The organism is Vibrio sp. IB15 (assembly GCF_016406055.1).
In the GTDB taxonomy this organism is placed as follows: Bacteria; Pseudomonadota; Gammaproteobacteria; order Enterobacterales; family Vibrionaceae; genus Vibrio; species Vibrio chagasii.
In genome coordinates, this window is sequence record NZ_JAEFCE010000003.1 from 115,341 (window position 1) to 141,450 (window position 26,110).

At 42.9% G+C, this 26,110-nt stretch carries 25 protein-coding genes, 2 tRNA genes and 3 pseudogenes; 20 read left to right on the forward strand and 10 right to left on the reverse strand.

From position 1 onward, the window contains the following. Nucleotides 1-159 precede the first annotated feature (159 nt). The 3 genes from JC606_RS01985 to JC606_RS01995 all read left to right on the forward strand — a co-directional run bounded on the left by JC606_RS01985 (nt 160) and on the right by JC606_RS01995 (nt 2,849). Complete coding sequence (locus JC606_RS01985) at nt 160-1,650, forward strand: lytic polysaccharide monooxygenase (RefSeq protein ID WP_198777748.1); 1,491 nt, start codon at nt 160-162, stop codon at nt 1,648-1,650. A gap of 241 nt (nt 1,651-1,891) precedes the next feature. Continuing rightward, nucleotides 1,892-2,071: a hypothetical protein gene (locus tag JC606_RS01990; protein WP_102425737.1), complete on the forward strand. Its 180-nt coding sequence runs from the start codon at nt 1,892-1,894 to the stop codon at nt 2,069-2,071. 289 nt (nt 2,072-2,360) lie between these two features. After that, the gene (locus JC606_RS01995; protein WP_198777717.1) at nt 2,361-2,849 is read left to right on the forward strand and encodes a GNAT family N-acetyltransferase; all 489 of its coding nucleotides are present in this window, start codon (nt 2,361-2,363) and stop codon (nt 2,847-2,849) included. Nucleotides 2,850-2,984: 135 nt separating this feature from the next. Here the strand turns inward: JC606_RS01995 and JC606_RS02000 are convergent, their stop codons facing one another. Beyond that, nucleotides 2,985-3,560, reverse strand: a complete 576-nt coding sequence (locus tag JC606_RS02000; RefSeq protein WP_198777719.1) for a nucleoside triphosphate pyrophosphohydrolase family protein — start codon at nt 3,558-3,560, stop codon at nt 2,985-2,987. A gap of 212 nt (nt 3,561-3,772) precedes the next feature. Here JC606_RS02000 and JC606_RS02005 point away from each other — a divergent pair. Next, a pseudogene (locus JC606_RS02005) lies at nt 3,773-4,840 on the forward strand (sensor domain-containing diguanylate cyclase). Nucleotides 4,841-4,867: 27 nt separating this feature from the next. Here JC606_RS02005 and JC606_RS02010 read toward each other — a convergent pair. Continuing rightward, nucleotides 4,868-5,434: a DUF1415 domain-containing protein gene (locus JC606_RS02010; RefSeq protein WP_004741642.1), complete on the reverse strand. Its 567-nt coding sequence runs from the start codon at nt 5,432-5,434 to the stop codon at nt 4,868-4,870. Nucleotides 5,435-5,519: 85 nt separating this feature from the next. After that, nucleotides 5,520-6,719, reverse strand: a complete 1,200-nt coding sequence (locus JC606_RS02015; protein WP_198777720.1) for an MFS transporter — start codon at nt 6,717-6,719, stop codon at nt 5,520-5,522. A gap of 111 nt (nt 6,720-6,830) precedes the next feature. On the opposite strand from JC606_RS02015, the gene JC606_RS02020 reads away from it, so the two are divergent. Next, a complete protein-coding gene (locus JC606_RS02020; RefSeq protein WP_198777722.1) occupies nt 6,831-7,703 on the forward strand; it encodes a LysR family transcriptional regulator in 873 nt (290 codons plus the stop codon). A 681-nt stretch (nt 7,704-8,384) separates the two neighbouring features. Here the strand turns inward: JC606_RS02020 and JC606_RS02025 are convergent. Continuing rightward, nucleotides 8,385-8,621 (reverse strand): glutaredoxin family protein, encoded by a 237-nt coding sequence (locus JC606_RS02025; protein WP_004741645.1) that lies wholly within the window; start codon nt 8,619-8,621, stop codon nt 8,385-8,387. Between the two features lie 153 nt (nt 8,622-8,774). On the opposite strand from JC606_RS02025, the gene JC606_RS02030 reads away from it, so the two are divergent. After that, nucleotides 8,775-9,272 (forward strand): M48 metallopeptidase family protein, encoded by a 498-nt coding sequence (locus JC606_RS02030; RefSeq protein ID WP_198777725.1) that lies wholly within the window; start codon nt 8,775-8,777, stop codon nt 9,270-9,272. 4 nt (nt 9,273-9,276) lie between these two features. After that, nucleotides 9,277-10,524, forward strand: a complete 1,248-nt coding sequence (gene rlmF / locus JC606_RS02035) for a 23S rRNA (adenine(1618)-N(6))-methyltransferase RlmF (protein ID WP_198777727.1) — start codon at nt 9,277-9,279, stop codon at nt 10,522-10,524. 95 nt (nt 10,525-10,619) lie between these two features. Here rlmF and pilW read toward each other — a convergent pair whose 3' ends face one another. Next, entirely contained in the window at nt 10,620-11,360 is a 741-nt protein-coding gene (gene pilW / locus JC606_RS02040) for a type IV pilus biogenesis/stability protein PilW (protein ID WP_198777728.1), read from the reverse strand. 181 nt (nt 11,361-11,541) lie between these two features. Next, entirely contained in the window at nt 11,542-12,483 is a 942-nt protein-coding gene (gene metA / locus JC606_RS02045) for a homoserine O-acetyltransferase MetA (RefSeq protein ID WP_198777730.1), read from the reverse strand. Nucleotides 12,484-12,748: 265 nt separating this feature from the next. On the opposite strand from metA, the gene JC606_RS02050 reads away from it, so the two are divergent. Beyond that, a complete protein-coding gene (locus JC606_RS02050; RefSeq protein WP_198777732.1) occupies nt 12,749-13,117 on the forward strand; it encodes an ATP-binding protein in 369 nt (122 codons plus the stop codon). A 77-nt stretch (nt 13,118-13,194) separates the two neighbouring features. After that, nucleotides 13,195-13,617, forward strand: a complete 423-nt coding sequence (locus tag JC606_RS02055) for a DUF3859 domain-containing protein (protein ID WP_198777734.1) — start codon at nt 13,195-13,197, stop codon at nt 13,615-13,617. A gap of 105 nt (nt 13,618-13,722) precedes the next feature. Here the strand turns inward: JC606_RS02055 and JC606_RS02060 are convergent. Further along, nucleotides 13,723-14,828 (reverse strand): annotated as a pseudogene (locus JC606_RS02060) (M20/M25/M40 family metallo-hydrolase). Between the two features lie 279 nt (nt 14,829-15,107). Between JC606_RS02060 and JC606_RS02065 the strand changes: the two are divergent. After that, nucleotides 15,108-16,079, forward strand: a pseudogene (locus JC606_RS02065) (GGDEF domain-containing protein); the annotation flags it as partial. Here JC606_RS02065 and JC606_RS02070 read toward each other — a convergent pair. Beyond that, nucleotides 16,067-16,375, reverse strand: coding sequence for a TetR/AcrR family transcriptional regulator (locus JC606_RS02070; RefSeq protein ID WP_198777736.1), 309 nt, complete (start codon nt 16,373-16,375; stop codon nt 16,067-16,069). The pseudogene JC606_RS02065 and the gene JC606_RS02070 sit on opposite strands and share 13 nt — an antisense overlap. Nucleotides 16,376-16,704: 329 nt before the next feature. After that, nucleotides 16,705-16,890, reverse strand: coding sequence for a hypothetical protein (locus JC606_RS02075; RefSeq protein WP_105025039.1), 186 nt, complete (start codon nt 16,888-16,890; stop codon nt 16,705-16,707). A 282-nt stretch (nt 16,891-17,172) separates the two neighbouring features. Between JC606_RS02075 and JC606_RS02080 the strand changes: the two genes are divergently transcribed. The 3 genes from JC606_RS02080 to JC606_RS02090 all read left to right on the forward strand — a co-directional run bounded on the left by JC606_RS02080 (nt 17,173) and on the right by JC606_RS02090 (nt 18,233). Then, entirely contained in the window at nt 17,173-17,835 is a 663-nt protein-coding gene (locus JC606_RS02080) for a DUF2726 domain-containing protein (protein WP_061031453.1), read from the forward strand. A 167-nt stretch (nt 17,836-18,002) separates the two neighbouring features. Then, nucleotides 18,003-18,079 (forward strand) — tRNA-Val (locus JC606_RS02085). Between the two features lie 77 nt (nt 18,080-18,156). Then, nucleotides 18,157-18,233 (forward strand) — tRNA-Val (locus JC606_RS02090). A gap of 583 nt (nt 18,234-18,816) precedes the next feature. Here JC606_RS02090 and JC606_RS02095 read toward each other — a convergent pair. Further along, nucleotides 18,817-19,710 carry a LysR family transcriptional regulator gene (locus tag JC606_RS02095; protein WP_137407756.1) on the reverse strand — a complete coding sequence of 298 codons (894 nt, stop codon included), beginning with the start codon at nt 19,708-19,710 and terminating at the stop codon, nt 18,817-18,819. A 417-nt stretch (nt 19,711-20,127) separates the two neighbouring features. Between JC606_RS02095 and JC606_RS02100 the strand changes: the two genes are divergently transcribed. The 7 genes from JC606_RS02100 to JC606_RS02130 all read left to right on the forward strand — a co-directional run bounded on the left by JC606_RS02100 (nt 20,128) and on the right by JC606_RS02130 (nt 26,110). Further along, on the forward strand, nt 20,128-20,334 hold the full coding sequence (locus tag JC606_RS02100) for a Flp family type IVb pilin (RefSeq protein WP_061031451.1): 207 nt from the start codon (nt 20,128-20,130) through the stop codon (nt 20,332-20,334). 149 nt (nt 20,335-20,483) lie between these two features. Beyond that, a complete protein-coding gene (locus JC606_RS02105) occupies nt 20,484-20,909 on the forward strand; it encodes a prepilin peptidase (RefSeq protein ID WP_198777738.1) in 426 nt (141 codons plus the stop codon). Nucleotides 20,910-20,930: 21 nt separating this feature from the next. Next, nucleotides 20,931-21,755 carry a Flp pilus assembly protein CpaB gene (cpaB, locus tag JC606_RS02110; protein WP_137407757.1) on the forward strand — a complete coding sequence of 275 codons (825 nt, stop codon included), beginning with the start codon at nt 20,931-20,933 and terminating at the stop codon, nt 21,753-21,755. After that, nucleotides 21,755-23,125, forward strand: a complete 1,371-nt coding sequence (locus tag JC606_RS02115; protein ID WP_137407770.1) for a type II and III secretion system protein family protein — start codon at nt 21,755-21,757, stop codon at nt 23,123-23,125. The genes cpaB and JC606_RS02115 overlap by 1 nt, the downstream gene beginning before the upstream one ends. Beyond that, nucleotides 23,122-23,601 carry a hypothetical protein gene (locus tag JC606_RS02120; RefSeq protein ID WP_137407758.1) on the forward strand — a complete coding sequence of 160 codons (480 nt, stop codon included), beginning with the start codon at nt 23,122-23,124 and terminating at the stop codon, nt 23,599-23,601. The genes JC606_RS02115 and JC606_RS02120 overlap by 4 nt, the downstream gene beginning before the upstream one ends. Next, the gene (locus tag JC606_RS02125; RefSeq protein ID WP_198777739.1) at nt 23,601-24,842 is read left to right on the forward strand and encodes an AAA family ATPase; all 1,242 of its coding nucleotides are present in this window, start codon (nt 23,601-23,603) and stop codon (nt 24,840-24,842) included. Before JC606_RS02120 ends, JC606_RS02125 begins: the two co-directional genes overlap by 1 nt. Then, entirely contained in the window at nt 24,839-26,110 is a 1,272-nt protein-coding gene (locus tag JC606_RS02130) for a CpaF family protein (RefSeq protein ID WP_061031447.1), read from the forward strand. Before JC606_RS02125 ends, JC606_RS02130 begins: the two co-directional genes overlap by 4 nt.

The window sequence follows — 26,110 nt, forward strand, 5'->3', positions numbered from 1 at the left end:
ATTGACGTATATATTTTTCGTTGTTCTTTAAACGAAAAATATAAATCCTCGAACTACAATCCTGATTGATTAGCAGTGATTGGCATTGTTTAGGATAAAATAATAGAGAGTGGGAAAGTGACAACAATAAATCATAATCTTCTTAAAGCTGCAGTAGGTATGGCTTTGCTATCGAGTGTGCCGTCAGTGGCAAATGCTCATGGTTGGTCTGAGTTTCCAAGTGCACGTCAGAACACGTGTTACGAGCAAGGTGGTATTTGGTCGGGTACACCACCGAATGCAGCCTGTGCTCAAGCAAAAGACATTTCTGGATCATATCCGTTTGTTCAACGTAACGAATATGCAAAAAATGTTCAGGATTTTAATAATATCAATGCTGTAAAAGCGGCGATTCCCGACGGCACGTTATGTTACGCCAATGATTCGCAAAAACGCGGTATGGGTGCGCCTCATACAGGCTGGACTCGTACCGAGCTAAGCACTGGTACCTTTGAATATGTATTCAACGCGACAGCACCACACAACCCTTCATTCTGGGAGTTCTACCTAACCAAACCAAATGCAGACCTAAGCAAAGGCCTAGCGTGGGGAGATTTAGAGCTTATCCAAGAAGAGGGCAATGTCCCTGTAAATGGCGGTAAATACCGTATCAATGTAACCATTCCTTCGGACCGCTCTGGCGATGCAATCCTGTTTGTGCGCTGGCAACGTAATGATTCAGCAGGTGAAGGCTTCTACAACTGTTCAGACATCACTATTGCTGGTGGTACAACTCCTCCACCAGAGCCGGGTCCACAGCCCGATCTAGTCCGTGGTGATCTGTTTGTTTCAGACCAATTTGGAACGCCAGAAGTTGGCGACACCGTTAAGTACGACATCATCAACAAGTATGGTGAAGTAGCTCGTAGTTTCGACATCGTCATCGATGCTTCAAACGTTAACGATTGGGCTCGTTTGTTGGCTTCAGAAATTAATGGCTGGCACGAAGAGTTTAAAGATGGCGCGGTCTTTATCGGCGACTGGCATGCTGAAATGCAGCACTATATGTACTTCCAAAATGATCCTTCACGTAACTTCTTCAACTCAAAAGATGGCCGTGCATCTGGTCAGTTAACGTTGATTGACGGTGGTGATGGCGGTGTTGAACCGTTGAAAGGCGACATCTACGAACTTGTGAAGAGTGACAACGTAGTCAATGCGGGCGACAAAGTTGTGATTGCAACAAGTGAAACCGCAAACCTTACGCAAACACAAGGTTCTGCAGTAAGCATTCAAAACAATGGTACGGCTTCAATTGTGGTTGATACTACGGCGATTACAGCGAACGAAACCTTGTCTTTCATTGCTAGCTCTATTGAAAGTGATAGTGTTGAAACCTTCACATTCGAAGTGATTGCTGAAGATGGTGGTGTAACACCTGACCCAGATCCAACGCCGGATCCAGATCCGACTCCAGACCCAGACCCTACACCAAACCCAGACCCTACACCAAACCCGGGCACATGGGATTCATCTAAGGTTTACCTTGGTGGTGAGGTTGTGACTTACTCTAACCAGTCCTGGAAAGCGCAGTGGTGGATTCAGGGTGGTGAAAACCCGAAAGCGACTTACGAAAACGACAAGTGGGGCGTCTGGCGTCCAGCTAACTAAGGCCTGTTAACTGTTCCCCTGATGATTCCATTTGGGCTGAGTTTATTATCTTATAAATGGCGCTACAGAGATATAGCGTCATTTTTTGTTCAAGGTGTTTATCGCCTCGTGGCACGAAATGGTAAAACTCAGTTGGAAGGATTGATTAGAATTATTTCAAACGCGACAAGTGCATAGGAAAAACACGAGTCACTTTATCTTATTTCAATGGATGCTTATTTAACTCGAAAGAGGACTAACAATGTACGAACTCACACTGATTCTTAGCTTAATGATGGGTGGCGCACCAAGTACGGCCGAAATGGAAGTGAACACGCAATTCACGAGCCTTGAAGAATGTAACCAAGAAGGTGCAGCTCTGGCTAAGAAGTTAAACACTACCGATTTAAAAGTCATGCAAGTTCAATGTGAGCGTGACTAACCACAAGATATAATTAAGCACTGGGCACAGAAGTTTGTGCCCATGCTGCCTCATCTGTGTATATACCAGTAGCACAATGTAGCCTTTTTGAGTTCAACTTTTTAGCATCAACCATTAATGTTACATTCAAAATCATTGGCTCGCCTCGTCGATAGTCATAGTCACTAAATTGTTAAATAGAAACAATTTTATCTAACCTATTGTTAAATATTTACTATTTGATAGTGTGTCTAGGTGCACATAAAAAGTGTACTTCAGATTTAGCAAAATAATAACAGTAGGAGTTGCGATGAGTATTGTAGTGAGACGCTCTGAACCGTCAGATGCAAAGGGAATAAAAGAAGTTTACGAATGCACTAATGCTTATACCGGTACGCTGCAACTCCCAAACCCATCTCTGGAAACTTGGCAAAAACGAATCTCAAATGTTCCAGATAACGTTTACTCTTATGTCGCGTTATTGGATGGAGAAATTGTTGGCAACTTAGGCTTGGAAGTATGTGTAAACCCAAGAAGGCGTCATGTCGCTTCTTTTGGTATGGGTGTTAAAGACGATGTGTTAGGCAAAGGCGTAGGTAGCCAGTTACTCGCAACGGCGATCGACTTATGTGATAACTGGATTAACATCAAACGACTGGAGCTCACCGTTTATACCGATAACGAACGAGCGATCAGCCTGTATAAGAAGTTTGGCTTCGTGATTGAGGGGGAGTCTGCAGGGTTCGCTTTTAGAAATGGCGAATATGTGGCGGTTTATCACATGGCTCGACTAGTATAGCGCTCGGCTTCTAACCACGGCTACAATTAAAACAGCTAGAGTTCTCCAATAGAGAATAAAACGCCACGTTACAATAACGTGGCGTTTTCTATTTCAGTCAACTGATGCTTTGAAGCGCTTCAGTTTTAACTTTACTTAAGCTGTAAGAGGTTCAAGGTTAGCTGGACGATAGTGTACAGATTTTAGTACTTTACCTTGGCGAACCGTTTTACCTTCCGATACAAAATCTTCAGCACATTTAGCAATGATGTATTCACCTTTTTGAACCGCCATTAGCTTAATGTTCTGCTCAGCATAGAATTCTTCTGTTTCTGCGTATTCTGTTTCATTACGGCATACTTTGCTCATGTTGCTTGAGTGTACTTCGTCCCAGCAAGGTAAGAAGTCAATTGAACGGTTTTTGGCAACGTTCAACAGTAAGTCGATTAAGTAGCTGATCGCTAGGTTGTCTTCTACTTTGGATTGGCCAAGGTGAACCAAACGTCCCATCAAAACATAAACGCTGTCTACAATAGCGTCCGCTTGTTCGATTTTAGAGTCAGCTTCTGCAAGTTCTGTTAGCTCTTCGATCGCTAGAGATGTATGTAGCGTATCGCCTTTTTCGTCCATTGTTTCAGGAGCAGCAACCGGCAGATCAAAAGTACTGCGGAACTCTTCAATGTCGCGGTAAAGGTGATCGTAGATTTCTTGGTTTAGTTGAGAAAGGTTCATATTCCTATCCATTCTGTTTCGTTAATGGGTCATTTTAACAAAGGTAAGAATAGGGTGCTAACGCAAAGTCGAAGAACTCGACTTTTATTCATTGGACCAATGAGGTATTTTGCACACAAATCAATTGATTATTATGATTTTCTACTTTTTACTCTTGTTTATATTAGAAATATTAATGTTGTCGCTCACTTAGGCAGCAGTGGGATATCGTTATGCACCAAGCTAGTGAAAGCGAAATTGTTATACGCCGCTTGTATCAAATTACCAATGAATATCGAAAAGGATTCGATAGTCAGATTGCCCAACTACTCGCTATGGGGCTCGAACGTTTTGATTTGGATATTGGTATCTTGTCAAAAGTGGACGGTAATACTTACCTTGTGGAGCACTGTGTCACACCTTAAGGCGTTGACCTGAAAAGTGGTGATATGTTCGATTACCGCTCAACTTATTGTGAGATCACATGCAGCTCGAGTGGACCTATCTGCATAGAGCACTGTGGTGAGCATAATACTTACGCGCGACACCCTGCTTACCAATCCTTTGGTCTCGAGTCTTATATCGGTATTCCTATCTTTGTCGATGATGAACTTTACGGCACGCTTAACTTTTCGAGTGGTAACCCTTATTACCGAGAGTTTAAAGAGTTCGATATTGATGTGATGAAGCTAATGGCGTCATGGATTGAGGTTGAACTCGTTCGCAGGCAGCAAGAGAGAAAACTACAAGAATTAAATGAGAAGCTAGAGTATCAAGCACTCTATGACCCACTGACACATTTACCCAATAGACGTTTTCTATTTAAAACACTTAACGGCGAGGTAAAGCAGCTTAAAGGGTCTTTAGGTAAGGGAACGTTAGCCGTGGTTGATATTGATTTCTTTAAATCAGTGAACGACGGCTATGGTCATCAAATGGGCGATGTTGTGCTAAAGAAAGTGGCCAATGTGTTGAGTAGTAATGCTCAAGAAGGAGAGTTTGTTGCTCGCTTTGGTGGCGAAGAGTTTGTGATTTGGTACCCGAGTACGCCAGTCAACACGGTTGAGGATAAGCTTGCGACGCTGCTTGAGGAAGTGAAGAAGATTACTCTTGATCGAAAGCCTATTACTATCTCTATTGGCGCTTGCCATTTCGAATTAAGTGCTGGTGAAACACGCAATGAACGAATGTCAGCGTTGGATTCACTGATTAAAGTAGCGGATGAGTGTTTGTATGTTGCCAAAGAAAATGGACGAGATCAGTTTGTGTCTCGTCCATATCATCAGCAAAAAGGCACTTAGTTACTGCTGCAGGGGAATACTAAGTGATTAACTAAACAAGTACGGGAACAATTTACGACGCTCTTCTGGTGTTAACGATTCAACTCGAGCGATGTTGGTATCTGGAATAGCTTCAGGGTTAGGGTAATGCTTCAACACCTTTTCCATGCTCGCTTCACGAATCAAATGGTAAACCGGATATGGAGAGCGGTTCGTCAGGTTTTCATCGTCTTCAGGATCCGCACCGCCAAAGCAGTAATCAGGATGGAAGGTCGCCACTTGGTAAACGCCTTCCCAATCTTGCTGCTTTATCAAAGCCTCTACCCAATCGATGAACATGTTGTAGTCGAAGAAATCTTGCAGCATGTTAGGAACAACCACCAGAGTCGTTTCTAGCTCAGCGACTGGTGTGTTATCCAACTCAACAAATTGAGTCATGATGTCTTCTAGCAATGCCTCTTCGGTTTCTGCCTCACTCACAAAGATCTTAATCTGCTTATTACGTTGTGGCTTTGCTGCAAATGGGCACAGGTTTAGGCCAATAACAACATCGTCTAACCATTGCTTTACTTGGTCATGGATGGTTTGAAGATCAGTGTTTTGAGTGTTCGACATAACAGGTTCCGAAATGAAATTTTGCGTAGGATATCAGAACGGTTGTTAATCAAAAGCACTAATTGTCTCGAAAATACTGTTGTTTCTATGCCTCTGCGAGTTTAGTTGTCGATACTTGACGTTGTTTCAACTGGTAGACCCAAGCAAATATCGCGACATAGAAGACTGAGCCTCCTGCAATCACGCCATTCCAAGCAAATAACTGCCAGCAGTATAAGAGTAAGAACCCACCCAAACTGCCACCAATATAGTAGTGCACAAGGTAGAGCGCGGTTGCCGTCGCTTTGGCGCTTGGTGCTTTTTGACTGACCCAAGAGTAGGCTAGGGTATGCGAGAAGAAAGCTCCGCAACTTATCAGCAATAACCCTGCAAACATGAATGGAATGTCATCAACCGCAGATACCAGCATTCCTAGCAAGCTTATACACACACCTAACAGAATTCCGTTTAACGGGTCGAAACGGAGCGTCCATTTGTTAGACAGCTTAGAGCTGACGGTACCTGCCAGGTAGCAGAGAAAGATCAGTGATGCTAAGCCAACAGGGACGGAGTGAGGCTCGGATACCAATCTAAAGCCCATTACTGAATACAGGTTCACGAACAGAGCGAAGTTGGCTCCACCAATCAACATAGCAAGCCATAAGGTACGGTTTCTTAAATGCATCACAACTGAGCGATTATGATGAAAGAACAGCCCTTTTTGCGGTTTGAAGTTTTGCTGGTCGGGTAGTCGATAGGCAATGAATAAAGCGCCTAATAGCGAGCCCACCACAAAGATCAGCACGGTAACGTGCCAATCGAAAAAGTCTGTGAGCAAGCCGCCTAGCACACGGCCAAAGATCCCTCCCAATGAGTTAGCAGCAATATAGCCACCAATCGCGACAGCAAAGGCTTTGGGTGTTAACTCTTCGACCATATAGGCGACAGCGACACCAGCAAAAGCTGCGACCGCAATTCCCATGCATGCTCTAGCAATAACGAGTTGTAACAGCGTGGTGGTGAATGCCATGCCTAAACCAATTACTGGAATCGCAAAAAGGCTAAATAGGATGATAGGCTTTCGACCAAATGACTCTGAAGCGATAGCCCACGGTACTAAGCTAATCGATAACCCAAGCGTGGTTGCGGCAAATAGCCAGTTAATTTGGGTTTCCGACACTTGGAAGTGTTCAGCCATGTGCGGCAAAATAGGTTGAAATACGTAAAGGTTGCAGAAAATGATAAATGAACCAATCGCCAATGATTGAGTGATCCGTTTGTATTGAGTACTGCCTTTGTCGAACATTTATCTTGTGCCTATGCGGAATAATTAAGCTGTTTGTGAACAAGTTATCAGTACAAGGTGGATTAAAGAAATATATTAAAAATATCACCTCTATATATTTAATATATCGATATGCTTGAATCAAAACCACTTCGCCATTTTCTCGCGGTTGCACAGTTTGGGAATTTTACCCAAGCGGCCAAAGCCTTACATATCGCGCAACCTGCCTTGAGCATATCCATTAAAAAACTCGAGCAAACACTTGATTTGATTTTGTTCCGACGCGGAGATAAATCGGTCACTTTGACGGAGGAAGGAAAGGTACTGTTTGAGCATGCTAAGCGAATCACCCAACAGTTTGATGATGCAGAGCTGGCGATGAATGAATTGAAAGGCTTGGAGAAAGGGGAGGTACGTTTGGGAGCGCCAAGTATGATGGGAAGCTACTTCTTTCCACAAGTCGTTATGGCATTTAAAAGCCAATACCCAAATCTCAAGCTGACGTTGATCGATGCGGGCACGGCTTCGATTCGTGAAATGTTATTAAACGGCGAACTCGATATCGGTGTTATCAATCATGAAAATGTACCGGATGACCTAGAAACTGACCACTTACTCAGTTCTGAAATGTTAGCTGTTGTCGGTAAAGAGCACCCATTGGCGTCACAGTCATCCATCACTTTTGAAGAGTTTTTTGAGCAAGAGTTGATAATGTTTAAGTCAGGCTATTTCCATCGTGATTTCATCGACGCGACCTGCAAAAAATACGATTTAGATATGACGATCGCATTCGAGACTAATTTGTTGCCAATGATTCTTTCTATTGTAAAGCGCGAGTTCGCTATTACCGCATTGCTTAGCTTGGTAACAGAGTATGAGGACGACGTGGTTGGAGTGCCATTTAAAGACCCTGTAAAACTTAATCTATCTTTGGCGTGGCGGAAAGAGGGCTATTTGTCTAAGGCTGACAGAACCTTTATCGATTTCGTTAAACAAAATGTGTGATTAGTAACATATTAACCCCGCAAACACTTGGGACTAATATCACATTTATCATGGCTTTATGCGACGCATATCACTATGCATGGCGCGGGTATTAACAGTTTCTAATTTACTTGGTATGCATGCCCGTTAAATAATACTAGTACTTTTTGAGTAGTTAGTGAGGGGCCATGAAATGTGGATGTAAGGAGCAAACGTTAATACGAATTCGTAGAACGTTGCTCGACCGAGTGTTAGGAATCAAGGGGCGATATAAATGCAGCAAGTGCGATACTGTCATTAAAATAAAGGGCTAGGTATTGAGATGAGAGTAATGAGCCCGTTTGAAAATTAATTCGTCGATTATATTATTCTGTGAAAAATGTGTGCCCTACAATATGGTTGACAAGCAGTGATTGGTAGATATTAGTTGCCTTTAAATTAATCAATTAGGCAACCCTAGCTCCATGAAATGTAAGTGTAAAGAACGAAGGCTCATTAGAGTTCGTAGAACATCAGTTGACAAAGTTCTCGGTATAAAAGAGAAATACAGGTGCGCGTCTTGTAGTGGTGTTCTGAAGGTAAAAGGATAGTGGCGAAAAGGGAAGGTAGACCTTGGTTTCCTATACTGATAACACAAAGCTCGAATATCTTTGGTGAGATATTCGGGCTTTGTTGTAAAGAGGTATAACAACTTACATAGCGTTAAGTGTTTTTTGAGTTATACATCTTGTCGAAGTTCTTTTGGTTCCATCCGACCATGATTTGGTCACCGATTTTAAGCACTGGGATAGAGCGAGCGCCCATCGCTTGTAATTCTTTACGGCCGCGTTGCATCTTGGCATTCGTTAAGCGGTAAACAATCTTCTTAGAGTCCAAATATCTTTGGGCATCTTTACAGTGCGGGCATTTGTCTGCCACGTACAATACAACACGTTTCATCTTTACAGTCTCTTTTTGAGTCTAGCTCTTGGTGAATCTAGTTAAAGTGTAACGAATCCTAGGTGATTAGAAAAGTGTGATCAGTTACACTATGCGGCTCAATTTTCGACGTCATAACATTTTGATGTGACGTAACTTGTACGGTCTTTCTGCATGCATCCTTCATTACGCTATATCCAAGGCTATCCAAAGCACATTATCGATCCTGTCACTCAGCTTGTTGAGTCAGGTAAATTGGTGCCATGGTTTGAAGCTCGCTACCCAAAGAATCACGAAATAAAAAGCGAGAAAGCCCTGTTTGATTATGCGATTGAGATTAAAAATCGCTATATGAAGAAAACGCCACCCATCAGTAAAGTCATTTATGATGGCAAGATTCACCTAATCAATAATGCACTAGGTTTGCACTCATATGTCGCCAAAAACCACGGTGGCAAGATCAAATCGAAGAATGAGATTCGTATCGCCAGTGTTTTTCGTAATGCTCCTGAGCCTTTGTTGAGAATGCTGATGGTGCACGAACTGGCGCACATTAAAGAGAAAGACCACGACAAAGCCTTTTACCAACTATGCTGTCACATGGAACCGGAATATCATCAACTTGAGTTAGATGCCCGTTTATTCATGATTTATTTAGATTTAAAGAAGTAGCCCTATGAGCCAATCACAAAATAGAACCACGTTAAGTCTGTCAAAAAACAGTGCTTCTGATAAAAACCGTAACAGTACGGATTCAAAAGTGGCTGGACAGAACAAAGCCAAGCGAGTTCCTGGTAAACCAAGCAACAACAAAGGCGGGAAGGGTAAAGCACCTTTTAAAAAAGGCACTTCTAATAATAACGCACCCAAAAGATCGAACGGTTCGCACAAGCCTTCTAGCTCGAAGCGTTCTGGCGGTGCACCACGCAATAAGAATACCGTAAAGCCAGCAGCGGGTTTACACCCAAGAAACCAACATTCAGGACGTTACGACTTTGATTTATTGGTCGCTGCTTTACCAGAGCTAAAATCACACTTAGTTAAGAATCCAGTAGGCGAAGATACGATCAATTTCTCTGATCCACTGGCGGTTAAACTACTCAACAAGTCGCTATTGGCGCATCACTATGGTGTTAAGCACTGGGATATTCCTGCAGGTTATTTATGTCCGCCAATTCCTGGTCGAGCAGATTACATCCACAGAGTGGCAGACATCCTTAATAGCGATGGTCAAGGTGAAGCTTACAACCATCAGTCAGTGAAAGCCCTAGACATCGGTGTTGGTGCTAACTGCATCTACCCAATTATCGGTGCCACGGAATACAAATGGCGTTGCACGGGTAGCGATGTTGACCCTGTGTCAGTGAAAGCCGCGAATTTCATTGCGGAAAGTAACGTTAATTTAAAAGGTAAGATCAAAGCACGTTTGCAAGCGGACTCTGAATCTATCTTTAAGGGTGTGATAAAGGATAATGAGCGTTACGATGTCACTATTTGTAACCCTCCATTCCATAGCTCTCTAGAAGAAGCCGAAAAGGGATCACAGCGTAAATTAGACAACCTAGCGGCAAACCGAGCTAAGAAAGCAGGCCAAACGTTCAAACCTGAATCGAAAAAAGCTAAGCAAAATAAGCCAACCTTAAATTTTGGTGGCCAAAAAGCAGAGCTATGGTGTCCAGGTGGTGAAGCGGCATTCATCATGAAAATGGCACGTGAGAGCCAACTGTTTGCAACGCAAGTGCTGTGGTTCACAACGCTGATTTCGAAGAAAGACAACGTCGATATGATTCGTTCAGAGCTAGGCAAGCTGAGAGCGAAACAAGTGAAAGTGGTTGAGATGTCTCAAGGTCAGAAAGTGAGCCGCTTTGTAGCATGGACCTTTATGGACGACGCGCAAAGACAAGAGTGGATCGCGCTTAAATAACGGTTCACACTTCAAAGTTAGAGAGTCACGTTAACTTTCTAAATAAAAACGGGCTTGTTGTTCATTCAACAAGCCCGTTTTATATTTTTGAGTGCCTAAGCAGAGAGCAATTCATCCAATTTACTTTGGTACTTCTTCTCAAGCGCGTGGTTCCCAGCTTTCTTTTCCAGATCGACTAAGATTTGAAGCGATGGAATTTGATAGCCATATCGCTGGTGGAATTTAAACAGACGAAGCCTAGCGTCGTTATAATCGGCTTCACTCACTTCAATTTTAGATAGCTGTAATATCGACTTTACTCGGTTCGGGTCATGGTCAATGGCGCGTGTGAAGTAATACTTGGCTTGTTCTGTATTACCTGCCTTGAATGCGCAAAAAGCTGCGTTCTCATAACTGGCGGATACTAAGTAGTAGTAGGGCTGGTCAATGGCGCGATTGAAGTACTTATCGGCCTGTTTATACTCGCCTTGCTTACACAAAAACGTCCCGTAGTTATTGAGCACGTTACCGTTTCTTGAGTCTAGGCTTAACGCTTTTCGATACGAAGACCTCGCTTCATCGACTTCACCCACTTGTTCATAGTAATGGGCCATAGAGAGCCGAGCACGGTAATAACTCGGTGCATGTTTGATAGCAAGTTCTAGGTTTTCACGTGCCCTGACCATGTTGCCTTGGCCCATGTACCCCAAACCTAATTCAATGCGAGATTCTGACATCGCAATAGGATCGCTTTCTATTTTCGGTGGTCCTTCTGTTACAGAGACACAGCCAACCAATGATAGAGAGGCGATCAGAGCTGAGAATAGGGGATTTGAAAACAATGGCTTGGCAGGCATGTGAAGCTCCTTATGAACACCAGACAATCATATGAAATTGGTAAACATAAGGTGGTAAATCTACGGTGGAATGCGATCGACTCTCCATAAAAAAGCTGCGCCCAATAAGCTTGTTTTCAACGTCATAGAAGTAAACAGCTTGTTGGGCGCAACATTGTATCTTTGATAAACCAGCGAATAGTTAATCGTCTTTGGTGAAGTTATCTTCGCTGAAGTGATCCAAATCGTAAGGTGTTTGTTGGTAAACGCAGTAGTTTAGCCAGTTTGAGAACAGTAAGTGCCCGTGGCTTCGCCAGCTCGCAACGGGTTTGTTGTCGGGGTTATTGTTCGGATAGTAGTTAATAGGGATGACTGGCTCCATGCCTTCGCCCAAATCACGAATGTATTCGTTGTGAAGCGTATGCGCATCGTATTCAGGGTGCCCTGTCACAAACACGTTTCGCTTGTCTTTGGTTGCTGCGAGATACACACCAGCGACATCTGAAGTTGCAAGTACATCAAGGTCGGTATGCTCTGCTAGATACTCTGGCGAGAAATCCGCATAGCGAGAGTGTGGTGCTAAGAAGGTGTCATCAAAACCACGCAAAATAGGGTGGTAAGGGTTATGAATCTCGTGGCTGTAAACACCTGATAGCTTCTCTTTGCGAGTGCGCTTCGGTAAGTCATACAGCAATTTCAAGCCCGCTTGAGCAGCCCAGCACACATAAAGAGTTGAGGTAACGTGTTTGTTAGCCCACTCCATGATGGTTTTGAGGTGATCCCAGTAGATAACATCTTCAAATTGAACCAAACCCAATGGCGCACCAGTGATGATCAATCCATCGAAGTTACGGTTTTTCACCATCTCAAATTGACGGTAAAAGTTATCGAGGTGCTCAGTCGGTGTGTTTTTACTTGGACGGTCATCGATTCGAAGCAGTTCAACATCCACTTGCAACGGGCTGTTCGATAGAAGGCGTAAGAATTGAGTCTCGGTTTCAATCTTCTTCGGCATTAGGTTGAGGATCAAGACTCGAAGTGGACGGATTTCCTGTGTCGATGCTCTTGATAGCGGCATAACAAAGATGTTTTCTTCACGAAGAACATCGCTCGCTGGCAATTGGTCTGGAATGCGAATAGGCACAGCTTTCTCCCTAAGCTAGATATGTAGACGTCTATACTTCTAAATCTATAATAGTTTGATGCGCTTGTCGATATACAAAATGGATAGTTGTAAATTATTTGTGTTTTTATCAAAAGAGCATTTAGTCGCCTTATGGTTATTGCCTCTGTTTAACAATGTACAGACAATGTACAAGTGTGATTGATTGCTGATATCGGCAGTAATAAGAGCAACACTCTACTATTTACGATAAACTCATGTTTTTGATTTAAGCCGAAAAACATCAATGAAGTTAATACTCATTCGAGGGCTGCCAGGTTCGGGTAAGTCAACAAAAGCAAAAACTTATGACGCCTTGCATGTCGAAGCTGATATGTATTTTGTTAATGAGCAAGGTGAGTACTGTTTTGACCCCAAACTGCTACAACAGGCTCATGAGTGGTGTCAAAACACCGCTGAAAATGGCCTTAAGAAAGGGAAAGATGTCGTTGTATCGAATACCTTCATCAAGCACTGGGAAATGAAGGCTTATCGCCAACTCGCACTCAAATACAAGGCGGATTTAGTGATTGAAGTTTGCCGAGAGAACTACGGCACTATTCACGACATTGAACCATCAGTGCTCAAGCGCATGGCGAGAGATTGGCAAGAGTAGCTCTATGCTGATGTCACTCTATAGATTGGGTATCCTTCATATTTAACTAATAAAACAATTCCAAGGTAACGATTGAAATGGCAAAACGCTCTGTCGTCGTAGATATGACTTCTTACGGTATTTACTCCACGTGGGATTCTAAGTCTAAAGACCTACCTAAAATACAAGAGTTTACCACCACCGTTGACGCTGAAATCGACGTCGAGTTTGGCTATATATTGAATATCAAAAAAGCCAAAGGCGAAAAGATCCGTTACTGCATTTATCACCCGGATATCACAACCGACAAAGGCGAAGTGCTTGAGCCGTTCGATGGTGAAGAGTACATCGGCAATAACGATTGGGATTTCTACCTAGGCGACACCATTTGGGCACCAGTCTCAAACAAGATCGGTAAATGGCGCATGACGGTCGAACTTAAAGGCAACATCATCGCAGATAAGACATTCGACCTAGTAGCAAAAGATCAAGGCCAGTTCTGGAAGCGCAGGGGGTTCTAGCCTCGAACTTCTAGACAAATTTGAACAATAAAAAAGCCGAGTCTTATAGAACTCGGCTTTTTGACATTAGCTAGGTGACATTCTTTATCTAGCTTAGAAGTAAGATTATTGCGTTACGTAAGCCACAACAAACTCAGTGATAGCAACCATGTCTTTCACTGCTATGTACTCTTCAGTGGTGTGCACTTTCGCCATACCTGTAGATAGGTTAACGGTTGTTAGACCTTTCGCATTGAAGTTATTTGCATCACTGCCGCCGCCGGTGCGCTTGGTGTTTGCAGTAACGCCAAGCTTCTCGAACGCCGATTTGATAGAAAGAATGTGCGGGTTATCGTCTGCAATAACGAATGCATCGTAAGCACGAGTTGATTCGATTTCTACTTCAGCACCGAATTGCTTTGCGCTCTCTTCAAACGTTGAAATCATATGTTCAACTTGCGCTGTTAGCTTGTCGCCATTTAGTGAGCGAGCTTCCGCAACCACTTTTAGTTCTGGCATAACGATGTTAGTCGCTTGACCGCCTTCAACAATACCCACGTTCGCAGTTGTTTCTTCATCAATACGAAGTAGGTTCATTTTAGTAATAGCGTCTGCTGCTACTTGAATTGCACTGATGCCTTCTTCTGGTGCTAGCCCAGCGTGAGCAGGGCGACCTTTGATAGTTGCAACGATCTTTTGTTGGCCTGGAGCAGCGTTTACGATTGTGCCGATAGGGCCGCCTGTATCTAGAACGATAGCATGCTCAGATTGAATGTAAGACATATCGAAGTTCAAAGACCCGAATAGACCGCCTTCTTCGAATACGGTGAATGCAATTTCAATGGTCTTGTGTGCTTGACCTTCAGCTTGAATGCAGCGAACGGCTTCCATGATAGCCGCAATGCCAGACTTGTCGTCACCACCTAGGATAGTGTTGCCCTTTGAACGGATGATGCCATCTTCGATGATTGGCTCAATGCCGATACCTGGGGTTACTGTGTCCATGTGGCAGCTGAATACTGTGCTACCCCGTAGCGTGCCGTCTAAACGCGCGTAGATGTTGAAGCCATTCGATACTTCTTCAGGAACCGACAGTTTATGTACGTCAAAACCTAGTTCGCCTAACTGCTCAGCCAGCGCTTCAGCAATTACTTTTCGTTGCGAGATTCACTATCGATTTTCACAAGATCGCAGAAATGGTCGACTAGACGTTGTTCATTAATTTGGGTCATTGTTAATTCTCATTATGTGTCCGCTAGCTATAAAAAACTACGGAGGTAGGAACAGGAAAATCACTATAACGCCTCTTTGTAGGATGATTGCCTGAGTTAAATCAAGAAAACCGCCTGAATATTCCAGATTATGAGAAAAACAAGATCCAGTTCTATAAGTTGACAACATTTTAATCTGTATATTGCTCGGGTATACTGCAAACCGAAATTAACCATGCAGAAAGTAAGAACACTGCCCGAATAGTAAGAGAACTATGCGATTGATAATGGCACTTATAAATGAATAAAAACAATGTTTTAGGGTCATTCCTGCTTGTTGTTACAATGAGTGCTTTTCTGGGCTTCTTTCTGCTGTATCCAATCAACGATGTAGATTTGACTAACTCGCAAGTCAACGAGCCCGCTGTTTACACCCCAGAAAAAGAACTTTCTAAAACAGAATATGGAAAAAAGCTAATTCATATTCTCGATTTGTCTCGAAGCGATCCCATATTCGCTGATAAAGCGCTGGCTCAACTACCTCGCCTGCATCCAACAAGAGACTTAGTCATCTACAAAGCGTACCGTCTTATGATATTGACGAACGTGGCGCAACATCAGCAAGACACTAAAGCCGTGATGGGATATTTAGACGAGATCAACAACCTTGCTGAACAAGAAGGTATGTTGTGGTTGAAATCGCAGTCATTGGTTGAATCTGCAATTGAATATCTTAAAGAGGGCGACCTTGCAGCGTCTGAAATTCAGATTCGTTCCGCTATCGGGATTGCAGAGTCGATTCGTTACGATGAGCTATTGGTCAAAGCTTACAACACGGCGGGTGCAATCAATAATGTGCGTAATGACCTTCAAGATGCGCAGTACTTCTTCCATAAAGGGTTACAACTAGGGAAGAAGTACCCAAAGCATATTTATAACAGCAAGCTCATGTCGAACATGGCTTTGCTTTACATCTACTTAGAAGATTGGCCGAAAGCACTAGGCATTCTAGAAAAAGCCAAAAAGCTCTATTTTGACAGTGGTCTATTTGAAGATGAAGCCATTGGCATCCTTTATATCAACGAATCGTTCAGTTACTTAAGTAGTGGTGATTTAATCAACGGTCGTATTGCTTATGAAAAGGCAGAAGCGCTCAACAGCGATAAAGTGAGCAATCGATATAAAATACTCGTACTAAGAGCGTACAGTGAAGTGCTGTTGGCGGAAGGAAAGTTAAACGCTGCACTTGCAGTCGCCAATCAGTGCCTAAGAATAGCTGTAAACTCTTTGCTTTGAAGGGCTTTCTGCCAAGACAGTTCCAACGCTTCACCTCCTTCATTAATCGTCAGATGATCAACTAAAAGTTTTAAGAATCGTCCTTCTAATGCCATCAGAAAGTCAGTCTTCGTAGGGAAAGGATGGCTGATTCCCGTTCTTGAGATTTTGGTTGCTTGGCTTAACGTGGTGTAAGACATGTTTTCGTAGCCAACCGTCAATAACTGATGACAGCTGGTATCGAGGATGAGTTGAATAGTGCGACAGGTATCGATCTTACTACGCTTAGCCATCTTTAAGAGCGCCTATATAAAGAAATCAAAGTAAAAGCATACTCTCATATGAAATGCTATTCCATATAGTGAGCCGGTTAATGAAGGAAAACTTAGATCTATGTTTTGATTCTAGCTTCTTATTTTATATTTATAGCTGAGTTTGGTGTTGGGTTTAGTATAAGCTGTTGGCTTTTACAAAATCATTGCTAGCAAGTCGAAGAGCTTAAAGAAAAGCCATTCCGACCTAGGTTAGATAGAATGGCTCGAATGGATTTACTGTCGCTAATATTAAAATTTGTTGGAGAGGTAGGGAGTATTAGCGCGTTTAGCTATTTAATTGGTTTATGTTATTTGGCTATACCTTGCAGCATCTCAACCAACTCACCCTCTGTGGTTGGCTCTTTTGCTAGCTCGATGACAGCAGAGGCGCCGCCTTTAAGCATATAGGCTTGAGTGCCACAGTGGTCATAGTGGAACCATTTACCATCTACACATACGTCGGTATAACATCTTGGGTCTTGTTTGAGTTCCATATCAATTTCCTCATTAACATTTGGATAACGTTTTTTAGGCCAATTGATCACAAAATGCTGAGAATTGATCTAGATCAATCAGGTGCTTGAATAGTTGAACAATGTTCAAATAAGAGAGCTGTGTCGAGGTGCCAAAATTCACTATCAAGCACTTAGGTAACTGATATCTTCTAAAGCACGTGATTATCGTTAACAACTGATTCTCTTTTTCTTGCCAGTTTCTTGTTTTCTACTTACGCTACAAATTCTTTATCTCCCTGAATCTTTGACTGTGTTTTACTAATGACCAATATATTTATCGTTGTAGTGGTACTTGTTGTCTTCTTTTACTTCATTCAGAAGTACGTATTCAAACATGACGACACCAAAGACCACGCTTATCAAAAGAGAGGTGCGTTGCTCAACATGCAACAAGCCGCGTTTTACAATGCACTGACTACGGCGGTTGGTACTCACGGTGTCGTGTTTGCCAAAGTGAACATGTCGAATGTGTTGGCACCTGCGAAAACGAATACTAAGAAGAACTGGTTTATCGCGAATAATAAGATCTCTCGTAGCTATTTTGATTTTGTGGTCTGTGACCCACGAACGTTGGAACCGCGCGTGATCATCGAGCTTGATAATGGTAAAGAGCTAAATAAAGGCAAAGTGGATCGAGAGAAGCTGCTTATCCATGTGTGTAAGTCTGCTGGTTTGCCGCTTATTGGCGCTTCAGTAAAACACAGTTACCAAGTGAGCCGTTTGAAGAGACTGCTCGCGACACATATCGATCTTATCGAACCTGCCAAGGAGGTTCGATTCTGTAAGAAGTGCGGTAGCCCGATGATCATCAAGCTGGCTAGCCAAGGTGACTACAAAGGACGACGTTTTTTCACTTGTAGTCGTCAACCGAACTGTACTTATACCGAAAACTACAATGTTGTGTTCGATGTAGAAGAGGAATAACAAAGAGTAGGGCACAGGCTCAGTGTGACCTAACTCAAGTTTATTTCTGTTTTACGTCTAAAAAATCAACGTATTGATGCGAATAAGAGCAAACGGTTGATTCAAGTGCAATTTCCACTTGCGCCACAATACATCAGTCGTTAATATCTTCCTCGTTCTTAAGGAATGGGTCCGTAGCTCAGTTGGTTAGAGTACTACCTTGACATGGTAGGGGTCGGCGATTCGAGTTCGCCCGGACCCACCATTCCTTCTGTTACTTGTTGTCAAAGTAGCGGCTTTTGATTTAGTCACAATCGTCATAAAGAAGATTTAGAACATTGTGCGTCCGTAGCTCAGTTGGTTAGAGTACCGCCTTGACATGGCGGGGGTCGGTGATTCGAGTTCACTCGGACGCACCATTATTCGTTCTTAGGAACAAGCAAAAAAGCCCACCTAGTGTGGGCTTTTTTGTGTCTGAAATTCGCCAATTTACCCTGGCCTAGTTCTACTTAACGCTCGTCTTACCTACATCAACAGTTCTTAGATTTTCTTTAATGCCACATCTGTTGCTTCAAGTCTGCAAGTCACATCCTCAAGTGCCAGCGGGCGTCAACCTACTAGAACGCCTCTCTGTGCTTTAGCATCGAACTCATTTTTAACCTGCTAACTCACGCATGAATAAGCCATAGTGAGCTCATTACCTACGTGTTGAATACGTGTTATCTAACGCTATCCACGTTTTAATACCCAAAAAATTACTTATAAACATTGGAGATTATTAAACGTGATTAAGCTGTTTATATCGATCAAGCCGAAGCAATGAAGGTAATAAACAAAGTTAGTTTATACATAATGAGCTATACAATAAAAAAATGTGGGATTTCAATTTATATTTATTTTCTATGGTTTGTTTCGGTTCTATATCAAGAACTACGCGAATGTTAAGTAATTCACCAAGGGCGCTCTACTCACCAGATGTGACTATCAGTATTTAAGAGAGCGTTATTGAGCTAAATCCGCAATAAATGTTTGTTGGTAGTGAGTGCTGGATTTGAGCTCTTTTTTGATCCATTGGTTAAACAAGCTAAAGTCAGAATGTATTTGCCAGAAAAGGGAAGCAATAACTCGTTTACCAAAAAAATCAGGGTGGTCTGTAATGACCTTAAGTCTGTTATCTTTTACATGACTATCGATCAGGAAGCTAGGTAAGAATGCGATGCCTTTTTGAGCATTACATAAATCGATGATGGTATCTAAATCATCCAGTCGCCAAAGGTTATATGCTGCAATAGTCGATAAGTTAAGCAGTTCTTCACACCCATCCATTAATAGAACTCGCTGAGATGGTGCATGAGACTTTATAGGCCCCAAATCCTTATGAGCGACCCACCAGCAGTTAACGTGAAATAACTCCTCTACATTGAAGTCATAACTTGTCTTGTGGTAGGGGTTACCTAGCGCTAAATCTATCTTACCTTCATTGATATAGTTACCTAAAACGAAACTGGGTTTGGTGACGACCAATAAGTCCACGTTTGGGAATGCTTCTGAAAATGCCAGTAATGTCCTCTTTACATTTTTATCAAACACCAATGGATCGATACCTACTCGGTAAACGATTTGGTCTGAAATATTCATTTGTTGAGCAACGGTCACCAAGTCCCGATATTTCGACACCACAGGTAAAGATAATTGGAAGAGGCGTTCTCCTTTTTCTGTTAACCAAACTTTAGAGTGTTCTCTATTAAATACATTGAAACCTAAATCTGACTCTAGATTTTGTACAGCTGTACTAACTGTCGATTGTGATTTTCCAAGTTTGCGAGCAGCAGAGCTAAATGAACCTTCTTCAACTACTGCTATGAACGAAACAATATTTTCGAAATGTAGTTTCATGATTCCACTAACCTTTTGACACAAAGAAATTATAATTTTTATGGTTTTCTGATTCGAAGAACAATAGCGTGATGATCTTCGTATTTCAACAATTTTTATAATGAATAATAATGACTGATAAATTATTAAGTTGTTTATATCTAAAGGTTATATAAGAGCGATATAACTAAAAATATTGAGCTGAGTCTTACTTTTTCAAGTTTATAAAATAAATTAAATATTGATCTTTGGAACTGATTTCATATGTAACTTGTTGTTACATATGGATTTGTTTTCATAGTTAGTGTGGGGGGGGTATTTTATTTTGATCATTTTTTGTTCTGCTTATTGATAAAGTCGATAGGGGTTATTTTCCTTACCTTTGACCTGCTAATTATAATGGCGACGAATTTTCAACAGCCCTTATAGGAATAAATAATGATTACTAAGCTATACGTGAAAACAACCATGTTTTTATCTCAATTCAAGAACGATGAGCGCGGCGTAACTGCGATTGAATATGGTCTAATTGCTGTGGCAATGGCTGTATTAGTAACGACAGCAGTGGGTGCAGACGGTTTCATTGGCAAGCTTGAAGGTGCATTCGAGCAAGTTGCTACCGCTATTGATACTGCGAGCAGCTAACATTAAGCCTTATTGGCTAGTGTAGATGATATCGAAAGATATTTGTGCCAGACCTATGTTTTGCATCGGTCTGGCTTAGTTAATTTATGATGTTAAATAAGATTAATTCTCACCAAGTTTAGGCGGTATTCCCTATTTTTAGTCATGAATTGTATTTAGTGACTTTGGCAGTATTGAGTTTATACGTGTCGGCCACTGATTTTCTCTATCGTAAGATACAAAATTACGCCTTGTGCCTATTACTCTTCTTGCAGTGTTTTTTATCTCCGCTAGATATTCAAATTATGAGTTTTTTACTGATGTTAGGTATCGGACTTATTCTTAATAAACTGATTTGGATTGGGGCGGGTGATATTAAATACGTCGTTATTTTGTCGCTTACCATCCCTGTTAATGACTTATTATTGGCGTTTATTCTGACGGCTTTTTCTGGTGGTATTTTAGCTATCTCTTATCTAGTGAGTAAAAAATTAATAAGAAATAAAGTTGGTTTTCAAGAGGGTATTCCATATGGGATCGCTATTAGCATCGGCTTTTATTTAGCAATTTTAACTCAATCTACGCCATATATATAATCCTCAAAATATGAGCACATTATGAGATCACGACTGGTATTACTTGTCGCCATTGCTGCCTTAATCATCGGCGCACTAGGCGTTATCGATCTGTTCAAAAGTGAACCTAAACCAACAACAACTGATGAAGTGGTCGCTGAAAAAAGCGAAAAGCATGTTGGGGTTTGGATTAGCACCAAAAGCTTTGAAAAAGGGTATGCAATCAATGCACAAGGTGTCGTTAAACAGCAATTGCCTCTCAGTGAAGCATTGACGCTTGGTGTTAGAGAAGATGCTCAGATCAGCTTTTCACCTTCCATTCTATTAAATCGAAATCTTAAAGCAGGCGATGTTGTATTGCCTGAATATCAAGTGAGCCCGGGCAAGCCTGGCTACATTGACCTTCTAGTTACAGAGGGCATGACGTTATACCCACTCAAGGTCAGCGATAAAAATCTGATTAATGATTACATCCGACCGGGTTCGTTTATCGATGTACTTACGGTGAGTTCACCTAACGCCAATTTGGCTGGCAACATCGATAAGCCAAAGCGCTTTAGGGGAGTGAAGGCGTCGATGTTTTTGAAACACGTCAAGGTACTCAATATCGGTAATGATGACACGGGTGATAGTTCTATTACCGCTCGCTCTCCGAGCAAAGAAGATGGTCTGACAACCGTTGTTATTGAAGTGAGCCCGGATGAACTACCAAAACTCGCGCTTGCGCAACGAACCATGCATATCGAAATCTATCGCAGTCAACACTATTTGCAGCCGGAGTTCGCCGAGGTACGCAATATCATCGATAACTATACAGGCATTGTTGAGTTACGTGGTAACGAGAACACCCCAAGAGAGGCTTTGTGATGAGAATTACCCATCGAGTTAAACGAGCACTGTTTGGTTCTATTCTAGTAACGCTGGTTGGCTTACTTTCTACCACAAACACTTTTGCGGCTGATCGTTCTATCACGCTCAATGATGGTCAGCACATCCAATTTAAAAGCCCAATCGGTCAAGTGTTCATTAACAACCCAAGTATCGTTGACTACAAGATAATCAATGACAATACCCTTGTAGTATTTGCCAATAGCGTGGGTCAATCGCGTTTGATTGTCTACGGCGTTGATGACGATGTACTGCTATCAGACCGTATTATTGTTGACCTGAACTTAACGGACATCAGGCGACAACTCAAATTCCTTTTCCCTGATGCCAAGGTCAAGGTTCAGTCAGTGGGAGAGCAAGTCGCAGTGAGTGGCGTTGTTGACTCAGAAGCAACGCGTGACGACATCTACCGCTTGGTCGCGACGCTGCTAGGTCGAGAAAAAACGGAGAAATGGGACAAAACGCAAAAGCTAGAGTTTAAATCTGATAGTTCAGACTATGAAGAACCTGAAAGCATGGTGTTTGCCCGCAATATGACGTGGGAAGGGATCATTGAACGGATTGAAGTCGCGACGACTCAGCAAGTGAACGTCAAGATATCGGTCGCTCAAGTAACAGAATCGTTTGGGCAAACCGTCGGTGTTGATTGGAGCACCGTTGGCTCAAGTGTGGGTGAGTTTGTTTTCGACCAATTTGATGCGGTTAACCTCAGCACCTTAATCATGGCGTTAGGTAACGACCAAATCGCAGAGGTTCTCGCAGAGCCAAACTTGACGGTCTTGTCTGGCGAGTCTGCAAGCTTTCTCGTTGGTGGTGAAGTGCCAGTTATCGTCTCTACCAGCAGTAACGTAAACATTTCATTTAAAGAGTTCGGTATCAAGCTGGACCTGACGGCCAAAGTGTTGAGCCAAGACAAAATCCGTATGCAACTAGCACCGGAAGTGAGTGAGGTTGAGGGTTACGTAGAAGCCGCCGGTATAAAAGTACCGCAATTGGCCTCTCGACGTGCCATGACAACCGTGGAGCTTGCCGATGGAGATAGCTTTGTTCTCGGTGGTTTGATGAGCAGTGCTGACTTGGAAAAAATGCAGAAGATCCCTTTTGTTGGCGATATTCCAGTTCTTGGTGCCGCATTTAGAAAAGCAACCACTGAAAGAAAACGCACCGAATTGATCATCGTAGCCACCGTAAACCTCGTGGAGCCGATGAAGCCGAAAGATATTCAACTGCCATATATCAAGAAAACATCGACATTGGCACGTTGGCTGAACATCAAATGGGATGGTAAAGAGGTGACGTCTTCTGATGCAACGATTCGTCTGCTGTCGCAAGGAGGATTTATCCAATGAAGAAACTAGTATTGATGGCGTTGTTCGCGATTTCACTATTCGGCTGTGCTTCTGAACAATATTTTGTCGGTCATGGTTCTGAAGCCCTGGTATACAAAGAGCATCACAGCTTTAAGTTCGAGATTAAAAGCCGTGCAGAAACCACCAAGCAACTCGACGTTTTAATACACAAGATTGAGTCGATGGATAAAGAAGCGACCTACTTGGTGGATTATAAGTCGGCCGTTAACAAGAAGATGTTGCAGGGGATCTTTGAACAGTACCCATCGCACATCATCGCCCCACAGAGAGTGGTTTATCGACATGCCCAGTTATTACCAACTGATCTAAATATCCAAGTGACGTTAACGGGATTGAAGAGCCAAGAATGTACACCAGCACAGATTCATGTTCGTGCAAGGCAGTCCGATTGTTTTGTTGAATCGATGAGATTGAAGCAAGTCGCGTACAAGTCGAGATTGGTAGGAGAACAATAATGTTTGATCTAACGAAAGCATTAACAACGAAGGCTAAGCCAGTTCAGGCAACCTCGACAGGTGTCGCTGGGTGTACGTTGTTTTACCAATCACAAGAGTGTTTAAGCCTGGTTCAGGAAGTGTTTCGCTTTGAAGGTTGGAATGAGCCTGCGTGTGTGAAAGCGACAGCGGGCATCACCAAAATCACCGAGCAACAAAGTAGTCATATCGTGATTCTAGAGCTTAATGAGTCGAGTAATGTGGTGGAAGATGCGAAAGCTTTTGCCAGCAAACTGCCGACTCATAAAGGTGTGGTCGTGATTGGCAAAGAAGATGCCATTTCAACGCTTCGTTCTCTCAAAGACATGGGTTTCTATTATGTGTTCTGGCCTGTGAATAAGCAGGAGTTCACAGATTTCTTAACGCACGTAAGTAAGAACCTAAAAACCTTCTCTGGTGTCAGTCAGAAACGTAAAGCAAAGCGTGTTGCCATCGTTGGCGCAAAAGGCGGCGTAGGCACGTCGTTTATCTCTACTGAGCTCGGGTCACTGTTGTCGACACAGGGCTCAGACACCATTCTTGTTGATCATCAATACGCCGACACCAACATTGATGTGTTGCTGGGTTTAAAAGACTTTAAGCCACGAACTATTGATGAGTTTACCGCGCCACTGCATGAAATGGATGAAGAGGGGGCATTGAGTTACCTCACGAGCGTTCGTAAGAACCTGCGTTTGCTCGCCATTGACGGTGACATGAGCCAAAACGACGTGCTTAATTACAACCAAACCTTGTGTGAGTTGTTGGCAAGAAACGCTAACTTCATCATCGAAGACTTCTCTGGCGCTGTGGACTTCAAAGTTGAACCACAACTCTTGGTAGAAAACTTTGATGTGGTCGTGTTGGTGTTCGACGCGTCGGTGTCATCCGTGAGAAGTGCGAAGCGACTGTTTGAAAAGATAGCGAGCTTACAGCTCACGTTATCATCGCGTACGCGCGTCATTATGGTTGCCAACTACCATCGCCCGCAAGGCGCTTATGTGTTGCAGAAACCCGATCTAGCGAAGTATCTCGGAGCAAATGTTGATCTAGAGGTCGACTATTGTAAGTTGTTGGCGCACATCATTATCGATGGAAAGCGAGCCCATAAACACGACCGTCATGTGAGTCGTTCTATGGAACAGTTGGTCAAGCTGATTAATGGACAGCCGATTGACCAAAAAGCGATGAATTCTTGGTTAAAGAAGGTGCGTGTTAAATGAGTTCAAACAAAGACTTATATCTCGCTTTTCGTGGTCAAATCTTTGAGGCATTAGATGCAGAAGCGGTTCAGAAAATGAGCCGTAAAGACCTAGAATCACAGATTCAAGCCGCGGTTGATTTGCTGGCAAACAGTTACCAAAGACCCATCACATCGATGATGAAGTCTGGTTTGGTGAAAAGTTTAATCGATGAGCTGTTTGGTCTTGGTCCACTTCAGCCTTTGGTCGAAGATCAGTCTATCTCCGATATTATGGTGAACGGGCCAAATAACATCTTTTTCGAACGACATGGCAAGGTCAAAAAATCTGAAGTCTCGTTTGTGAATGAAGAGCAGCTATTGGCGATTGCTAAGCGTATTGCCTCGCGTGTTGGACGACGTGTCGATGAGCTTTCTCCTACGGTCGATGCAAGGCTAGAAGATGGCAGCCGTGTGAACATTGTGATCCCACCGATTGCATTAGACGGTACCTCAATCTCCATTCGTAAGTTCAGAGAGCAGAACATCGGATTTGAAGACCTGATCGGTTTCGGTTCGATGTCTCCAGACATGGCGAGAGTACTGATGATTGCTTCTCGCTGCCGTATCAATGTTTTGATCTCTGGCGGTACGGGTTCAGGTAAAACGACGCTACTCAACGCGCTCTCGCAATACATTGCGGAAGACGAACGTATCGTCACGATTGAAGATGCCGCTGAATTACGTCTACAACAACCCAACTTGGTTCGACTTGAAACGCGAACCTCCAGTGTTGAACAAACCGGAGCGGTCACCCAGCGAGACTTGGTGATTAACGCACTGCGTATGCGTCCTGATCGAATCATCCTTGGTGAGTGTCGTGGCTCTGAAGCATTTGAAATGTTGCAAGCAATGAACACTGGACACGATGGCTCTATGTCTACGCTCCACGCGAACACTCCAAGAGATGCGATTGCCCGTGTTGAGTCTATGGTAATGATGGCGAATTTAAATCAGCCTCTAGATGCGATTCGTAGAACGATCGTCAGTGCCGTGCAGATGATTGTTCAAGTGAATAGGCTGCGTGATGGGTCTCGTAAAATTACCAGCATCTCAGAAATCGTCGGGCTTGAGGGCGATAGCGTGGTGATGGAAGAGATCTATCGCTTCCGTTACGACGATGCTCATTTCGGTGAAAACGTGAAAGGAGATTTTGTCACCAACGGCATTATGCAGCGATCTGAGCTTGTGAAAAAAGCGCAATTCTTTGGGCTCTATGAAGAGCTTATCGCATCCTTTAAGGGGGCATAA

Bases quoted from the DNA above. Each gene is read 5' to 3' on its own strand.
- JC606_RS01985 (WP_198777748.1), top strand. From the start codon at position 160: ATGGCTTTGCTATCGAGTGTGCCGTCAGTGGCAAATGCTCATGGTTGG.
- JC606_RS01990 (WP_102425737.1), top strand. From the start codon at position 1,892: ATGTACGAACTCACACTGATTCTTAGCTTAATGATGGGTGGCGCACCA.
- JC606_RS01995 (WP_198777717.1), top strand. From the start codon at position 2,361: ATGAGTATTGTAGTGAGACGCTCTGAACCGTCAGATGCAAAGGGAATA.
- JC606_RS02000 (WP_198777719.1), bottom strand. From the start codon at position 3,560: ATGAACCTTTCTCAACTAAACCAAGAAATCTACGATCACCTTTACCGC.
- JC606_RS02010 (WP_004741642.1), bottom strand. From the start codon at position 5,434: ATGTCGAACACTCAAAACACTGATCTTCAAACCATCCATGACCAAGTA.
- JC606_RS02015 (WP_198777720.1), bottom strand. From the start codon at position 6,719: ATGTTCGACAAAGGCAGTACTCAATACAAACGGATCACTCAATCATTG.
- JC606_RS02020 (WP_198777722.1), top strand. From the start codon at position 6,831: ATGCTTGAATCAAAACCACTTCGCCATTTTCTCGCGGTTGCACAGTTT.
- JC606_RS02025 (WP_004741645.1), bottom strand. From the start codon at position 8,621: ATGAAACGTGTTGTATTGTACGTGGCAGACAAATGCCCGCACTGTAAA.
- JC606_RS02030 (WP_198777725.1), top strand. From the start codon at position 8,775: ATGCATCCTTCATTACGCTATATCCAAGGCTATCCAAAGCACATTATC.
- rlmF (WP_198777727.1), top strand. From the start codon at position 9,277: ATGAGCCAATCACAAAATAGAACCACGTTAAGTCTGTCAAAAAACAGT.
- pilW (WP_198777728.1), bottom strand. From the start codon at position 11,360: ATGCCTGCCAAGCCATTGTTTTCAAATCCCCTATTCTCAGCTCTGATC.
- JC606_RS02050 (WP_198777732.1), top strand. From the start codon at position 12,749: ATGAAGTTAATACTCATTCGAGGGCTGCCAGGTTCGGGTAAGTCAACA.
- JC606_RS02055 (WP_198777734.1), top strand. From the start codon at position 13,195: ATGGCAAAACGCTCTGTCGTCGTAGATATGACTTCTTACGGTATTTAC.
- JC606_RS02070 (WP_198777736.1), bottom strand. From the start codon at position 16,375: ATGGCTAAGCGTAGTAAGATCGATACCTGTCGCACTATTCAACTCATC.
- JC606_RS02075 (WP_105025039.1), bottom strand. From the start codon at position 16,890: ATGGAACTCAAACAAGACCCAAGATGTTATACCGACGTATGTGTAGAT.
- JC606_RS02080 (WP_061031453.1), top strand. From the start codon at position 17,173: ATGACCAATATATTTATCGTTGTAGTGGTACTTGTTGTCTTCTTTTAC.
- JC606_RS02095 (WP_137407756.1), bottom strand. From the start codon at position 19,710: ATGAAACTACATTTCGAAAATATTGTTTCGTTCATAGCAGTAGTTGAA.
- JC606_RS02100 (WP_061031451.1), top strand. From the start codon at position 20,128: ATGATTACTAAGCTATACGTGAAAACAACCATGTTTTTATCTCAATTC.
- cpaB (WP_137407757.1), top strand. From the start codon at position 20,931: ATGAGATCACGACTGGTATTACTTGTCGCCATTGCTGCCTTAATCATC.
- JC606_RS02115 (WP_137407770.1), top strand. From the start codon at position 21,755: ATGAGAATTACCCATCGAGTTAAACGAGCACTGTTTGGTTCTATTCTA.
- JC606_RS02120 (WP_137407758.1), top strand. From the start codon at position 23,122: ATGAAGAAACTAGTATTGATGGCGTTGTTCGCGATTTCACTATTCGGC.
- JC606_RS02125 (WP_198777739.1), top strand. From the start codon at position 23,601: ATGTTTGATCTAACGAAAGCATTAACAACGAAGGCTAAGCCAGTTCAG.
- JC606_RS02130 (WP_061031447.1), top strand. From the start codon at position 24,839: ATGAGTTCAAACAAAGACTTATATCTCGCTTTTCGTGGTCAAATCTTT.